At 65.1% G+C, this 16,225-nt stretch carries 10 protein-coding genes; all 10 read right to left on the reverse strand.

Going from position 1 to position 16,225, the window contains the following annotated elements:
• Positions 1-3: 3 nt before the first annotated feature.
• Positions 4-312 carry a 30S ribosomal protein S10 gene (gene rpsJ, locus H9Y04_RS42975; RefSeq protein WP_003948644.1) on the reverse strand — a complete coding sequence of 103 codons (309 nt, stop codon included), beginning with the start codon at positions 310-312 and terminating at the stop codon, positions 4-6.
• 549 nt (positions 313-861) lie between these two features.
• Entirely contained in the window at positions 862-2,055 is a 1,194-nt protein-coding gene (tuf, locus tag H9Y04_RS42980) for an elongation factor Tu (RefSeq protein WP_187819712.1), read from the reverse strand.
• 147 nt (positions 2,056-2,202) lie between these two features.
• Positions 2,203-4,326: an elongation factor G gene (gene fusA, locus H9Y04_RS42985; protein WP_187819713.1), complete on the reverse strand. Its 2,124-nt coding sequence runs from the start codon at positions 4,324-4,326 to the stop codon at positions 2,203-2,205.
• Between the two features lie 39 nt (positions 4,327-4,365).
• A complete protein-coding gene (gene rpsG, locus H9Y04_RS42990) occupies positions 4,366-4,836 on the reverse strand; it encodes a 30S ribosomal protein S7 (protein WP_003998848.1) in 471 nt (156 codons plus the stop codon).
• Positions 4,837-4,838: 2 nt separating this feature from the next.
• On the reverse strand, positions 4,839-5,210 hold the full coding sequence (rpsL, locus tag H9Y04_RS42995; RefSeq protein ID WP_003948652.1) for a 30S ribosomal protein S12: 372 nt from the start codon (positions 5,208-5,210) through the stop codon (positions 4,839-4,841).
• 600 nt (positions 5,211-5,810) lie between these two features.
• Entirely contained in the window at positions 5,811-9,710 is a 3,900-nt protein-coding gene (locus tag H9Y04_RS43000) for a DNA-directed RNA polymerase subunit beta' (protein WP_187819714.1), read from the reverse strand.
• 97 nt (positions 9,711-9,807) lie between these two features.
• Positions 9,808-13,290 (reverse strand): DNA-directed RNA polymerase subunit beta, encoded by a 3,483-nt coding sequence (gene rpoB, locus H9Y04_RS43005; protein WP_187819715.1) that lies wholly within the window; start codon positions 13,288-13,290, stop codon positions 9,808-9,810.
• A gap of 580 nt (positions 13,291-13,870) precedes the next feature.
• Positions 13,871-14,254: a 50S ribosomal protein L7/L12 gene (rplL, locus tag H9Y04_RS43010; RefSeq protein ID WP_187819716.1), complete on the reverse strand. Its 384-nt coding sequence runs from the start codon at positions 14,252-14,254 to the stop codon at positions 13,871-13,873.
• A 114-nt stretch (positions 14,255-14,368) separates the two neighbouring features.
• Positions 14,369-14,899, reverse strand: a complete 531-nt coding sequence (gene rplJ, locus H9Y04_RS43015; protein WP_165331761.1) for a 50S ribosomal protein L10 — start codon at positions 14,897-14,899, stop codon at positions 14,369-14,371.
• Positions 14,900-15,240: 341 nt separating this feature from the next.
• Positions 15,241-16,152, reverse strand: coding sequence for an SCO4651 family lipoprotein (locus H9Y04_RS43020; RefSeq protein ID WP_187819717.1), 912 nt, complete (start codon positions 16,150-16,152; stop codon positions 15,241-15,243).
• Between the last annotated feature and the right edge of the window lie 73 nt (positions 16,153-16,225).

Raw genomic sequence — 16,225 nt, forward strand, 5'->3', positions numbered from 1 at the left:
CCCTTAGAGCTTGATCTCGATGTCGACACCGGCCGGAAGGTCGAGTCGCATCAGAGAGTCAACGGTCTTGGGGGTCGGGTCGAGGATGTCGATGAGGCGCTTGTGCGTGCGCATCTCGAAGTGCTCGCGAGAGTCCTTGTACTTGTGCGGCGACTTGATGACGCAGTACACGTTCTTCTCGGTGGGGAGCGGCACCGGGCCCGCGACCGACGCACCAGTACGGGTCACCGTCTCGACGATCTTCTTCGCCGAGGAGTCGATGACCTCGTGGTCGTAGGCCTTGAGCCGGATGCGGATCTTCTGTCCCGCCATGGCTACTCAGTAGTCCTGTCTCTAGTAAACGCTCTGGAACCCAGGGGCTCTCTTGACTCTTTCTCCGACCCACGCGGTCGGGCGTGTCGCAACCTCACTGACACGGATGTCCCGAAGGATTTCCCTGCTAGGGGTCGCGGCCGCCAGGGCCGCTGGCCGGGGGAAGAACACCCACCGGGCGCCTGGCCGAGCCTCCGCACTGCACTTCCCGGAAGATTCCCGTACGTCCGCCCCAGTGCTGCCTTACGGCAGATAGGACGACGAGTACTGTGGGACTCGCTTCCGGTCCTCCCGGCGGGAGGCGCGCAGCATCGGCACTCAACCGAGCAACCTGGACAGTGTGCCATACGGGTTGCATCGGGCGCCAATCGGGCCGAGAAGCGTACCCCCGGGAGCCCTCTTGTCAAACCCGGTCGCCCGTCTCCGCGGCGCCGAATTTCCCACCCGTACAAGGGAATCGGCCGAAATCAGGCCGAAGCCCCCGCACACCCAGAAGGTGTACGGGGGCTTCGGTTTTGAGCTGGAAGCTCAGGTACCGCGAATCAACAATTACTTGTTGATCTTGGTGACCTGGCCGGCGCCCACGGTCCGGCCACCCTCACGGATGGCGAACTTCAGGCCCTCTTCCATGGCGACGGGCTGGATGAGCTCCACCTTCATCTCGGTGTTGTCACCCGGCATGACCATCTCGGTGCCCTCGGGGAGGGTCACGACGCCGGTCACGTCCGTCGTACGGAAGTAGAACTGCGGACGGTAGTTGTTGAAGAACGGGGTGTGACGGCCACCCTCGTCCTTCGACAGGATGTAGGCCTGGGCCTCGAACTCGGTGTGCGGCGTGACCGAACCGGGCTTGATGATGACCTGGCCGCGCTCGACATCCTCGCGCTTGATGCCACGGAGGAGCAGACCGACGTTCTCACCGGCCTGGCCCTCGTCGAGCAGCTTGCGGAACATCTCGATGCCGGTGACCGTGGTGGTGGTCTTCTCGGTCTTGATGCCGATGATGTCGACGGTCTCGTTGACCTTGAGGACACCACGCTCGATACGACCGGTGACGACGGTGCCACGACCGGTGATCGTGAAGACGTCCTCGATCGGCATCAGGAACGGCTTGTCGACGTCACGCTCGGGCTGCGGGATGGACTCGTCGACGGCCTTCATCAGGTCGAGGACGGACTTGCCCCACTCGGCGTCGCCCTCGAGCGCCTTGAGCGCCGAGACCTTGACGACCGGAACGTCGTCGCCCGGGAACTCGTACTCGGAGAGCAGCTCACGAACCTCGAGCTCGACGAGCTCCAGGATCTCCTCGTCGTCCACCATGTCGGCCTTGTTCAGGGCGACGACGATGTACGGAACGCCGACCTGGCGGGCCAGGAGCACGTGCTCCTTGGTCTGCGGCATCGGGCCGTCGGTGGCGGCGACCACGAGGATGGCGCCGTCCATCTGGGCAGCACCGGTGATCATGTTCTTGATGTAGTCCGCGTGACCGGGGCAGTCGACGTGCGCGTAGTGACGCGTCTCCGTCTGGTACTCGACGTGCGCGATCGAGATGGTGATACCGCGCTGGCGCTCCTCAGGAGCCTTGTCGATCTGGTCGAAGGCCGAGGCCTCGTTCAGGTCCGGGTACGCGTCGTGCAGCACCTTGGTAATGGCGGCCGTGAGGGTCGTCTTACCGTGGTCGATGTGACCGATGGTGCCGATGTTGACGTGCGGCTTAGTCCGCTCGAACTTCGCCTTCGCCACTGGGTCCTCCTGTGGAGTGGTTCTGGTACGCCTTACTCATCGGCGCCAGGTGATCTTTGCTGGGATGCCAGCCGCCGGGGTCACTCCCTGATTCGAGGTCGAAACCCCGGCGGATGGTGTCAAGCCTAAAGCGTGAAACCGGGTGGTTTACTCGCCCTTGGCCTTCGCGATGATCTCCTCGGCGACGTTCCGCGGAACCTCGGCGTAGGAGTCGAACTGCATCGAGTAGCTTGCGCGACCCGAGGTCTTGCTGCGGAGGTCTCCGACGTAGCCGAACATCTCCGAAAGCGGCACGAGGCCCTTCACGACGCGGGCGCCGCTGCGCTCCTCCATGGCCTGAATCTGGCCACGGCGGGAGTTGATGTCACCGATGACTTCGCCCATGTAGTCCTCGGGCGTGGTGACCTCGACGGACATCATCGGCTCGAGCAGCACGGGGCTGGCCTTGCGCGCGGCCTCCTTGAACGCCTGCGAACCGGCGATCTTGAAGGCGAGCTCGGAGGAGTCGACCTCGTGGAAGGCACCGTCGAGAAGAATGACGCGGACGCCCGTCATCTCGTAGCCGGCCAGGATGCCGAACTGCATGGCCTCCTGCGCACCGGCGTCCACCGAAGGGATGTACTCCCTCGGGATACGGCCACCGGTGACCTTGTTCACGAACTCGTAGCTGTCGCCGCCCTCGATGGGCTCGATCGCGATCTGCACCTTGGCGAACTGACCGGTACCACCGGTCTGCTTCTTGTGGGTGTAGTCCACGCGCTCGACGGCCTTGCGGATCGTCTCGCGGTACGCGACCTGCGGCTTGCCGACGTTCGCCTCGACCTTGAACTCGCGACGCATACGGTCGACGAGGACGTCGAGGTGAAGCTCGCCCATACCACCGATGATGGTCTGGCCGGTCTCCTCGTCCGAGTGCACCTGGAAGGAGGGGTCCTCCTCCGCGAGACGCTGGATGGCGACACCCAGCTTCTCCTGGTCACCCTTGGACTTGGGCTCGATGGCGACCTGAATGACCGGCGCCGGGAAGTCCATGGACTCCAGGATGACCGGGTTCTTGTCGTCACACAGCGTCTCACCGGTGGTGGTCTGCTTCAGGCCCATGACGGCGACGATGTCGCCGGCGCCCACCGAGTCGATCTCCTCACGCTTGTTCGCGTGCATGCGGTAGATCTTGCCGATGCGCTCCTTCTTGCCCTTGACGGAGTTCAGCACCGCGGTGCCGGCGTCCAGGCGACCCGAGTAGACCCGGATGAAGGTGAGCTTGCCGAGGTGCGGGTCGGAAGCGATCTTGAACGCGAGGGCCGCGAGCGGCTCCTCGTCGTTCGGCTTGCGCTTCACGACAACCTCGGCGTCCTTGACGTCGTGGCCCTCGATGGCCTCGACGTCCAGGGGGGAGGGCAGGTACCGCACGACCGCGTCGAGCAGGGGCTGAACGCCCTTGTTCTTGAACGCGGTACCGCAGAACACGGGGGTGACGGTGGTCTCGCCACCCTTGCCCGACGCGATGGTGATACGACGGATCGCGGCGTACAGCTGCTCCACCGAAGGCTCCTGGCCCTCGAGGTACAGCTCCATGATCTCTTCGTCGTTCTCGGCGACGGTCTCGAGGAGCTTGCCGCGCCACTCGTCGGCGGCCTCGGTGTGCGTGGCCGGGATGTCGACGGTGTCGTAGGCCTCGCCCTTGGCGGCCTCGGCCGACCAGACGTAAGCCTTCATCGTGACGAGGTCGACAACACCCTGGAAGTCGGCCTCGGCACCGATCGGCAGCTGCATGACGATCGGGGTGGCGCCGAGGCGGTCCACGATCATGTCGACGCAGCGGTGGAACTCGGCACCCGTACGGTCGAGCTTGTTGACGAAGCAGATACGCGGAACGCCGTAGCGGTCCGCCTGACGCCAGACAGTCTCGGACTGGGGCTCGACACCGGCGACGCCGTCGAACACGGTCACAGCACCGTCGAGCACACGCAGCGAACGCTCCACCTCGACGGTGAAGTCGACGTGACCCGGGGTGTCGATGATGTTGATCGTGTGGTCGACGTCCTCGAGCGGCCAGTGGCAGGTGGTGGCAGCAGACGTGATCGTGATGCCACGCTCCTGCTCCTGCTCCATCCAGTCCATCGTGGCGGCGCCGTCGTGGACCTCACCGATCTTGTACGAGACGCCGGTGTAGAACAGGATCCGCTCGGTGGTGGTCGTCTTGCCCGCGTCGATGTGGGCCATGATGCCGATGTTGCGCACCTTGGCCAGGTCAAGCGAAGTGGTAGCCATATCGGCTCAGTCTTCTCTCGGTCTCGATGTGGGTTGCGACTACCAGCGGTAGTGCGCGAAGGCCTTGTTGGACTCGGCCATCTTGTGCGTGTCCTCGCGCTTCTTCACAGCGGCACCAAGGCCGTTGGAAGCGTCGAGGAGCTCGTTGAGGAGACGCTCGGTCATGGTCTTCTCGCGACGGGCGCGGGAGTAACCGACGAGCCAGCGCAGCGCCAGGGTGTTGGCACGGCCGGGCTTGACCTCAACCGGCACCTGGTAGGTCGCGCCACCGACACGGCGGGACTTGACCTCGAGGGTCGGCTTGATGTTCTCGAGCGCGCGCTTCAGCGTGATGACCGGGTCGTTACCGGTCTTCTCGCGCAGACCCTCCATGGCGCCGTAAACGATGCGCTCGGCGGTGGAGCGCTTGCCGTTCAGCAGAACCTTGTTGATGAGGGAGGTCACCAGAGGAGAACCGTAGACCGGGTCGATGATGACCGGGCGCTTCGGGGCGGGGCCCTTACGAGGCATTCTTACTTCTCCTTCTTGGCGCCGTAGCGGGAACGAGCCTGCTTACGGTTCTTGACGCCCTGCGTGTCGAGGGATCCGCGGATGATCTTGTAGCGAACACCCGGCAGGTCCTTCACACGGCCACCGCGCACGAGCACGATCGAGTGCTCCTGCAGGTTGTGACCCTCACCCGGGATGTAAGCGGTGACCTCGATGCCGGAGGTCAGGCGAACACGCGCGACCTTCCGCAGCGCCGAGTTCGGCTTCTTCGGGGTGGTGGTGAAGACACGCGTGCAGACGCCACGGCGCTGGGGCGAACCCTCGAGTGCGGGCGTCTTGTTCTTCTCGACCTTGTCCTGCCGGCCCTTACGGACCAGCTGCTGGATCGTAGGCACTACTTCTCCGGTTTCTGTGTGCCGTCATAAAGCTAACCTGGAACTTCGCCGACCCACGCGGTCGGGTGTGTCGCACGCTGCGGACTCCGCCCGAAAACGAGGAGAGGCACAGATTGCAGTGGCCGCTGTGACGCTCGCCGCGGTTTTCAAGGCACGCGCGCGAGCCAGGGCACACCCCAGGCACAAGGTCTGAGCGTACCTAGCGTCCGCACTCCGGTCAAAACAAGCCCAAGCAGAAGCAGCCGCCGCAGCGCCATGCGCCTTTCCGCTTACGGAACGTGACCGCGAACCGGGTCCGCGACAGTGTCCTGTCGTGGCCGGAAACAGCCGCTGTCCATACGGCAGTTGACCGCATTCAGGAGCCATTCGGCCATCTTCGGTCCCCGGCCCTCTCCCCCGCCGTACGTGACCGCCACAGGCCGCGCACACCGCCGAAGAGTTCCTCCGCACTCCCCCGCGTCCGCCGGCGGCTCTCCGTCCCCGCAGAACCGGGCGAGGAGCCTGCTGGGAGCCCACCCCGCAACGCCGAAGGGCGCCCACCCCGTACGAGACGGAGTGGGCGCCCTTTCGACTCAAAGACTTCCTACGAAGCCGTACGCCTTACTGGTTGTACGGACCGTAGTCGTAGTCCTCCAGCGGAACGGCCTGGCCGGAGCCCGTGCCGAACGGCGAGTAGTCGATGTCGTCGTAGCCGACGGCCGAGTACATCGCGGCCTTGGCCTCTTCGGTCGGCTCGACCCGGATGTTGCGGTAGCGGGACAGACCCGTACCGGCCGGGATGAGCTTACCGATGATGACGTTCTCCTTGAGGCCGATGAGGCTGTCGGACTTGGCGTTGATCGCCGCATCCGTCAGGACTCGGGTCGTCTCCTGGAAGGAGGCGGCCGACAGCCAGGATTCCGTCGCCAGCGAGGCCTTGGTGATACCCATCAGCTGCGGACGGCCGGAGGCGGGGTGACCGCCCTCGGTGACCACACGACGGTTCTCGGTCTCGAACTTCGAGCGCTCGACGAGCTCGCCCGGCAGCAGCTCCGCGTCGCCGGACTCGATGATCGTCACACGGCGCAGCATCTGCCGGATGATGATCTCGATGTGCTTGTCGTGGATCGACACACCCTGCGAGTTGTAGACCTTCTGGACTTCGCCGACCAGGTGCACCTGCACCGCACGCTGGCCGAGAATGCGCAGCACGTCGTGCGGGTTGGTGGCACCCACGGTCAGCTTCTGGCCGACCTCGACGTGGTCGCCCTCGCCCACGAGCAGACGGGCACGCTTCGAGATCGGGAACGCCGTCTCGTCGCTGCCGTCGTCCGGGGTGACGACGATCTTCTTGGTCTTCTCGGTCTCCTCGATGCGGACACGGCCCGCGGCCTCGGAGATCGGGGCGACACCCTTCGGCGTACGAGCCTCGAAGAGCTCGACGACACGGGGCAGACCCTGGGTGATGTCGTCACCGGCCACACCACCGGTGTGGAAGGTACGCATCGTCAGCTGGGTACCGGGCTCACCGATGGACTGGGCGGCGATGATGCCGACCGCCTCACCGATGTCGACCAGCTTGCCGGTGGCGAGCGAGCGTCCGTAGCAGAAGGCACAGGTGCCGACCGCGGACTCACAGGTCAGGACCGAGCGGGTCTTGACCTCCTCGACGCCGTTGGCGACCAGGGCGTCGATGAGCACGTCACCGAGGTCGACGTTGGCCGGCGCGATGACCTTGCCGTCGATGACGACGTCCTCGGCGAGCATGCGGGCGTAGACAGAGGTCTCGACGTCCTCGGCCTTGCGCAGCACACCGGCGGCGTCCTTCTCGGCGATCCGCAGCTTCAGACCGCGGTCGGTGCCACAGTCCTCCTCGCGGATGATCACGTCCTGCGAGACGTCCACCAGACGACGGGTCAGGTAACCCGAGTCGGCGGTACGCAGGGCGGTGTCCGCCAGACCCTTACGGGCACCGTGCGTGGAGATGAAGTACTCCAGCACGGAGAGACCCTCACGGAACGACGCCTTGATCGGACGAGGAATCGTCTCGTTCTTGGCGTTGGACACCAGACCACGCATACCGGCGATCTGACGCATCTGCATCATGTTTCCTCGGGCACCCGAGTCAACCATCATGAAGATGGGGTTCGTCTTGGGGAAGTTCTCATTCATCGCCTCGGCAACCTCGTTGGTCGCCTTGGTCCAGATGGTGATGAGCTCCTGCGTGCGCTCCTGCTTGGTGATCAGACCGCGCTCGTACTGCTTCTGGACCTTCTCGTCCTGAGCCTCGTAGCCCGCGACGATGGCCTTCTTCGCCTCGGGAACCACGATGTCGGAGATGGCCACGGTGACACCGGAGCGCGTGCCCCAGTAGAAGCCGGCCGACTTCAGGTTGTCGAGCGTCGCTGCCACGATGACCTTGGGGTAGCGCTCCGCAAGGTCGTTGACGATCTCGCCGAGCTGCTTCTTGCCCACCGAGTAGTCGACGAACGGGTAGTCCTCGGGCAGCAGCTCGTTGAAGAGCGCACGGCCCAGGGTCGTCCGCAGACGGAAGGTGTCACCGGGCTGGTACTCCGGCTCGCCCTCTTCGGCGACCGGCGGCACCCAGCCACGCGGCGGGATGGTGCCCACCGGGAAGCGGATGTCGACGGGCGACTGCAGCGCGAGCTCGCCGGCGTCGAACGCCATGATCGCCTCGGCGACCGAGCCGAACGCACGGCCCTCGCCCTTGGTGTCACGGAGATCGCCGTCGGTGGTGAGGAAGAACAGACCCAGGACCATGTCCTGCGTCGGCATCGTCACCGGACGGCCGTCGGCGGGCTTGAGGATGTTGTTCGAGGACAGCATCAGGATGCGGGCCTCGGCCTGCGCCTCCGCGGAGAGCGGCAGATGCACGGCCATCTGGTCACCGTCGAAGTCCGCGTTGAACGCGGTGCAGACGAGCGGGTGGATCTGGATGGCCTTGCCCTCGACCAGCTGCGGCTCGAAGGCCTGGATGCCGAGGCGGTGCAGGGTGGGAGCACGGTTCAGGAGAACCGGGTGCTCGGCGATGACCTCTTCGAGGACGTCGTACACGACCGTGCGGCCGCGCTCCACCATGCGCTTGGCGCTCTTGATGTTCTGCGCGTGGTTCAGGTCGACCAGACGCTTCATCACGAACGGCTTGAAGAGCTCCAGCGCCATGGCCTTCGGGAGACCGCACTGGTGCAGCTTCAGCTGCGGACCGACGACGATCACGGAACGCGCGGAGTAGTCCACACGCTTACCGAGAAGGTTCTGACGGAATCGACCCTGCTTACCCTTCAGCATGTCGCTGAGGGACTTCAGCGGGCGGTTACCGGGACCGGTGACCGGGCGACCACGACGACCGTTGTCGAAGAGGGCGTCAACAGCCTCCTGAAGCATGCGCTTCTCGTTGTTGACGATGATCTCCGGAGCGCCCAGGTCGAGCAGACGCTTCAGACGGTTGTTGCGGTTGATCACACGGCGGTACAGGTCGTTCAGGTCGGAGGTCGCGAAGCGGCCACCGTCCAGCTGCACCATCGGACGCAGGTCCGGCGGGATGACCGGGACGCAGTCCAGGACCATGCCCTTGGGGCTGTTGTTCGTGGTGAGGAACGCGGAGACGACCTTGAGGCGCTTGAGCGCACGGGTCTTCTTCTGGCCCTTGCCGGTGCGGATGATCTCGCGGAGGCGCTCGGCCTCCTCGTCGAGGTCGAAGGTCTCCAGGCGCTTCTGCAGAGCAGCGGCACCCATCGAGCCGTCGAAGTACGTGCCGAAGCGGTCACGCAGCTCGCGGTAGAGCAGCTCGTCGCCCTCGAGGTCCTGGACCTTGAGGTTCTTGAAGCGGTTCCACACCTCGTCGAGACGGTCGATCTCGCGCTGCGCACGGTCACGCAGCTGCTTCATCTCGCGCTCGGCACCCTCGCGCACCTTGCGGCGCACGTCGGCCTTGGCACCCTCGGCCTCGAGCTCGGCCAGGTCGGTCTCGAGCTTCTTGGCGCGGGCCTCGAGGTCCGCGTCACGGCGCTGCTCGATCTGCTGACGCTCGACGGAGACGTGCGCCTCCAGGGACGGCAGGTCGCGGGTACGACGCTCCTCGTCCACGAACGTGATCATGTACGCGGCGAAGTAGATGACCTTCTCGAGGTCCTTCGGCGCGAGGTCGAGCAGGTATCCGAGGCGCGACGGGACGCCCTTGAAGTACCAGATGTGAGTGACGGGAGCGGCAAGCTCGATGTGGCCCATCCGCTCACGACGCACCTTGGCGCGAGTGACCTCGACGCCACAGCGCTCACAGATGATGCCCTTGAAGCGGACACGCTTGTACTTGCCGCAGTAGCACTCCCAGTCCCGGGTAGGACCGAAGATCTTCTCGCAGAAGAGTCCGTCCTTTTCGGGCTTGAGCGTGCGGTAGTTGATGGTCTCGGGCTTCTTGACCTCGCCGTGGCTCCACTGACGGATGTCGTCAGCGGTGGCCAGGCCGATCCGGAGCTCGTCGAAGAAGTTGACGTCGAGCACTATGCGTCAATCCCTCTCAGGGTTGTGTCTCAATCAATGGTCTGTACGGGGTCCGGGGTTCCGCCACCCGGCAGGAAGCCGGGTGGCGGGTGGCCCGTCAGACCTCTTCGACGCTGCTCGGCTCCCGCCGGGACAGGTCGATACCGAGCTCTTCCGCAGCGCGGAAGACGTCCTCGTCGGTGTCGCGCATCTCGATGGACATGCCGTCCGAGGACAGCACCTCCACGTTGAGGCAGAGCGACTGCATTTCCTTGATGAGCACCTTGAAGGACTCGGGAATGCCCGGCTCGGGGATGTTCTCGCCCTTGACGATGGCCTCGTAGACCTTCACGCGGCCGGTGACGTCGTCGGACTTGATCGTGAGCAGCTCCTGGAGGGCGTACGCGGCGCCGTATGCCTCGAGCGCCCACACCTCCATCTCACCGAAGCGCTGGCCACCGAACTGCGCCTTACCACCCAGCGGCTGCTGGGTGATCATCGAGTACGGACCGGTCGAACGGGCGTGGAGCTTGTCGTCGACCAGGTGGTGCAGCTTCAGGATGTACATGTAGCCGACCGAGATCGGGTCCGGGAACGGCTCTCCCGAACGACCGTCGAACAGCTGGGCCTTACCGGACGGCTGCACCATGCGGACGCCGTCGCGGTTCGGGATGGTGTGCTCGAAGAGACCGGAGATCTCGTCCTCGCGGGCACCGTCGAAGACCGGGGTCGCGACGTTGGAGCCGGCGGTCACCTCGTCGGCGCCGATGGCCTTCAGACGCTCCATCCACTCCTCGGAACCCTCGACCTTCCAGCCGCGGCTGGCGAGCCAGCCGAGGTGGATCTCGAGGACCTGACCCGGGTTCATTCGGGACGGGACACCGAGCGGGTTGAGGATGATGTCGACCGGGGTGCCGTCCTCGAGGAACGGCATGTCCTCGACGGGCAGGATCTTGGAGATGACGCCCTTGTTGCCGTGACGGCCGGCGAGCTTGTCACCATCGGTGATCTTGCGCTTCTGCGCCACGTAGACACGAACCAGCTGGTTCACGCCCGGCGGCAGCTCGTCGCCCTCTTCGCGGTCGAAGACGCGGACGCCGATGACCTTGCCGATCTCACCGTGCGGCACCTTCAGCGAGGTGTCACGGACCTCACGGGCCTTCTCACCGAAGATCGCGCGCAGCAGGCGCTCTTCCGGCGTCAGCTCGGTCTCACCCTTGGGCGTGACCTTGCCGACGAGGATGTCGCCGGCGACGACCTCGGCACCGATACGGATGATGCCGCGCTCGTCGAGGTCCGAGAGGACCTCCTCGGAGACGTTCGGGATGTCCCGGGTGATCTCCTCGGGGCCGAGCTTGGTGTCACGGGCGTCGACCTCGTGCTCCTCGATGTGGATCGAGGAGAGGACGTCGTCCTGCACGAGGCGCTGCGACAGGATGATCGCGTCCTCGTAGTTGTGACCCTCCCACGGCATGAACGCCACGAGCAGGTTCTTGCCCAGCGCCATCTCGCCCTCGTCGGTCGAGGGGCCGTCGGCGAGGACCTGGCCCTCGATGACGCGCGCACCCTCGTCGACGACGACCTTCTGGTTGAAGGACGTGCCCTGGTTCGAGCGGGAGAACTTGGCGATGCGGTACGTGGTGTACGTGCCGTCGTCGTTGGCCACCGTCACGTAGTCGGCGGAGACCTCCTGGACGACACCGTCCTTCTCGGCCTTGATGACGTCACCGGCGTCGACCGCACAGCGGTACTCCATGCCGGTACCGACCAGCGGGGCCTCCGCCTTGATCAGCGGAACGGCCTGGCGCATCATGTTCGATCCCATGAGCGCGCGGTTGGCGTCGTCGTGCTCGAGGAACGGGATCATCGCGGTCGCGACCGACACCATCTGGCGCGGCGAGACGTCCATGTAGTCGACGTCGTCGCCCGGGATGTAGTCGATCTCGCCGCCACGGCGGCGGACCAGGACGCGGGACTCGGCGAAGTGGAAGTCGTCCGTCAGCGGCGCGTTGGCCTGCGCGATGACGAATCGGTCCTCTTCGTCGGCCGTGAGGTAGTCGACGTCGTCGGTCACGATGCCGTCGACGACCTTGCGGTACGGCGTCTCGATGAAACCGAACGGGTTGATGCGGCCGTACGAGGCGAGCGAGCCGATCAGACCGATGTTCGGGCCTTCGGGCGTCTCGATCGGGCACATGCGGCCGTAGTGCGACGGGTGCACGTCGCGGACCTCGAAGCCGGCCCGCTCACGGGACAGACCACCGGGGCCCAGCGCGTTCAGACGACGCTTGTGGGTCAGGCCCGACAGCGGGTTCGTCTGGTCCATGAACTGGGACAGCTGCGACGTACCGAAGAACTCCTTGATCGACGCCACCACGGGGCGGATGTTGATCAGGGTCTGCGGCGTGATCGCCTCGACGTCCTGGGTCGTCATGCGCTCGCGCACGACGCGCTCCATACGAGCCAGACCCGTGCGGACCTGGTTCTGGATGAGCTCGCCGACGTTACGGATACGACGGTTGCCGAAGTGGTCGATGTCGTCGGTCTCGACGACGATCTCGCGGCCCGAGGCACCGACGGTCTCGGTCTCACCGGCGTGCAGCTTCACCAGGTACTTGATGGTGGCGATGACGTCGTCGGTGGTGAGCACGCCGGCGTCCAGCGGCTCTTCGGCGCCGAGCTTCTTGTTCACCTTGTAGCGGCCGACCTTCGCGAGGTCGTAGCGCTTCGGGTTGAAGTAGAGGTTCTCGAGCAGCGTCTGCGCAGCCTCACGCGTCGGCGGCTCGCCCGGACGCAGCTTGCGGTAGATGTCGAGCAGCGCGTCGTCCTGACCCTGGGTATGGTCCTTCTCCAGGGTGGCGCGCATGGACTCGTACTCGCCGAACTCCTCGAGGATCTGCTCGGTCGTCCAGCCGAGAGCCTTCAGGAGAACGGTGACGGACTGCTTGCGCTTGCGGTCGATACGGACACCGACCATGTCGCGCTTGTCGATCTCCATCTCCAGCCAGGCACCCCGGGACGGGATGATCTTGGCGGAGAAGATGTCCTTGTCGGACGTCTTGTCGATGGAGGAGTCGAAGTAGACACCCGGCGAGCGGACCAGCTGCGAGACCACGACACGCTCGGTGCCGTTGATCACGAAGGTGCCCTTGCTCGTCATGAGCGGGAAGTCGCCCATGAAGACCGTCTGGGACTTGATCTCGCCGGTCTCGTTGTTGGTGAACTCGGCGGTGACGAAGAGCGGGGCCGCGTACGTGAAGTCGCGCTCCTTGCACTCGTCGATCGAGTTCTTGGGAGGCTCGAAGCGGTGGTCGCGGAAGGTCAGCGACATCGACCCGGAGAAGTCCTCGATCGGGGAGATCTCCTCGAAGATCTCCTCCAGACCGGACTTGGTGGGGACGTCCTGACCTGATTCCAGAGCGGCCTCGACCCGACTCTGCCAAGCGGTGTTGCCGAGCAGCCAGTCAAAGCTCTCGGTCTGCAGCGCGAGCAGGTTGGGAACCTCGAGGGGCTCCTTGATCTTTGCAAAGGAGATGCGCAGCGGGGCGGTGCTTGCGCCGTTGTTCGTAATCGCGGTCGAGGCAGTGCGCGAGGCGGCCAAGAGGGGGTCCTTCCGAGGGCTCGGACTCACTACGCGCGTACCGGTCCCAGACTGAACGCGTCGACAGAAAACCCCAGGTCAGGGAAGGTCGGCCGACGGTGCTCAAGCATGGGCATGCCCCTGGTGACGGGCAGGAGGCAGCTAACAGGCAGCGCAAAGGGTCAGTGTAGCCACTCGGCCCACTGATGTCCAGTGCGGGTTTTCGAGCTACCCACGAACACCTCGGAATCCTGCTGTTGTGGCGCCCCCGGCAGACCCCTCGCCGGTGGACGCATATCCACACTGCCCAGTTCGTCTTCGATCCATGCCTCGGATCCGGATCGATGTGACGACGCGTCCTGAGAATTGCGCGCTGCGTGCGGTTCGTCAAGGCCCCCTGTCCCGTGGAGATCGTCACCGGGAGCCTTGGGGTGCCTGGGAGAGCACAACGAAGATCACCATACTCAACCGCGCCGCCAGCGCAAGGCAGCCGACCCAGGAACGCCGAAGGGCGACCACCCACATGGGTGATCGCCCTTCAGTGTCTGCGCGTTACAGGCCGAGGGCCTTTTCGCGCGAAAGAGTCAGCAGACTCGCAAGGTCACTTGACCTCGACGGAGGCGCCGGCAGCCTTGAGGGACTCGGCAGCCTTGTCAGCGGCCTCCTTGGCGACCTTCTCGAGGACCGGCTTCGGGGTGCCGTCGACGAGGTCCTTGGCCTCCTTGAGGCCCAGGGAGGTGAGCTCGCGCACGACCTTGATGACCTGGATCTTCTTGTCGCCGGCACCCGTGAGGATGACGTCGAACTCGTCCTGCTCGGCCTCGGCCTCGGGGGCAGCGCCACCGGCGGCGGGGCCGGCAACGGCGACGGCCGCAGCGGCGGTGACGTCGAACTTCTCCTCGAAGGCCTTCACGAACTCGGAGAGCTCGATGAGGGTCATCTCTTCGAACTGCGCGAGCAGGTCGTCCTGGGACAGCTTCGCCATGATGGCGTCCTTCCACTAATTCGGCTGGTGCCGGAGTGTTTGTGAGTGGCGGGCGTACTTTCGGGCCCGCTGCGACCGGCGCCCTAGTGGGCGACAGTCATTACGCGAGCCGAATTACTCGGCACCGCCCTGCTCGGCCTGCTTGGCACGAAGCGCCTCCGCGGTGCGGACGAACTTCGACGGGAGCGCCTGGAAGACCTGAGCAGCCTGAGTCTGCTTGCCCTTCATGGCGCCCGCCAGCTTGGCGAGCAGAACCTCGCGGGACTCGAGGTCCGCAAGCTTCTTGATCTCGTCGGCGGACAGCGCCTTGCCATCAAGGACACCGCCCTTGATGACGAGAGCGGGGTTGTCCTTGGCGAAGTCACGCAGACCCTTCGCCGCCTCGACCGGGTCACCGGTAACGAAGGCAACGGCCGTCGAGCCCTTGAGGTGCTCGTCCAGCGCAGAGAACCCGGCCTCCTGGGCCGCGATCTTGGTCAGCGTGTTCTTCACCACTCGGTACTGAGCGTTCTCGCCGAGAGAACGACGCAGCTGCTTGAGCTGCGCCACGCTGAGTCCGGTGTACGAGGTGACAACTGCGGCGTTGGAGTTGCGCAGGTCGCGCGTGATCTCCTCGACAGCAGTGACCTTCTCGGTCGTCGCCATGAGCCTCGGCCTCCTTCCGGGGTGATGATCCTCGACTGACCTTCCGGTCAGCCGCGTTCGCCGGACCGCCTGAATCAGGCACTTGGAGAAGGGGCTCTGCGCAAAATGAAAACGCCCCGGCGCAGGCGCACGGGGCATGGGCTCAACCGAATGAATCCGGGAACACTTCCACAGTCACCTGCGCAGGTCGTCCGCGTTTGGCGGATCCTTCGGCCGCTGAACCCCTTACGGAGCACAGCAACGACCAGCGGTCTTTGGCTTCTCAGGAAGAGTACGCGAACGGATGCTTGTCGAGCAAATCGGGCCAGGGGCATCTAGGATGCGCCCGGCCCGATGCCCAGTCAGCCCTCGAGGCCGCCGTCCTGCCCCAGCTCCTCGAACATCTTCATCATGTCGAGGGTCTCGGCGGCCGGCGGCACCTCGACCTCGGCCTTGGCGCCATAGTCGGAGTACGTCTGGGTCATCTCGATGGCACCTTCCGGGCTGTCGATCCCGAGGTTCACCTTGGCCGGGTAACCGTCCTCATTCACCCAGATCTCGGTGTCGTACCCCTTGATCCCGGACTTCTCCGCGTTCTTCAGAAGCTCCTGGCGGTCCTTCTCGTCCAGGAACTCGTACGCGGACTCGTTGGTGTCGAGCATCTCCTCGATCGTGAGCGTGCCCTTGTAGTGCTGGGTCTTCTGGCCATCGATCGTCGTGGAGCCGAGGTGCTTGAGGCTGGGCGACTCCAGGAGCATGGCCATCTGCTTGGCCGGGTCCTGGTTCATGTTGTCGATGCCCCCGGTGAGCTTCTGCTCCAGACCCGGTGCACCGGCCTTCTCCGCCATGGCGCCCAGGTCCATCTTCATCCAGCGCTTGCCGTCCAGCTCGGCGGGAGCCGCGGAACCCATGTCCATGTACATCACGTTGTCGCGCCAGATCATGCGTATCTGCTCGGGCGCACCGGGCCTGTCCGCGAACGGCGCGCCGGACATCGTCATGTCCATCACGGTCGGGTCCCAGCCCATGACACCGGACATCTTCGTCTCGCCCAGGGAACCCGGGATCGACATCGTCATCTCGACCTTGGCGGACTTCGCCTCGGCCGTCTTCTCGTACGCGGCCGTCAGCGTCTTGACGGCCGTCGCACGCGACTGGAGCTTCGGCGCCTTGTCCGCGGCCTTGTCGTCCGCCCCGGAGCCCTGGCAGCCGGCCACGGCGACCAGCGCGGCGGTGGAGACGGCTGCCATGCCTATGCGCTTGTACGTCTTCATCTGTGCAACCCCCCGGTGATGCTTGTGAGTAGACAGTCAACGTAGCCGAGGGCACCGACACGCTGAAACGCAA

It is taken from the genome of Streptomyces polyasparticus (assembly GCF_014493765.1).
Classification (GTDB): domain Bacteria; phylum Actinomycetota; class Actinomycetes; order Streptomycetales; family Streptomycetaceae; genus Streptomyces; species Streptomyces polyasparticus.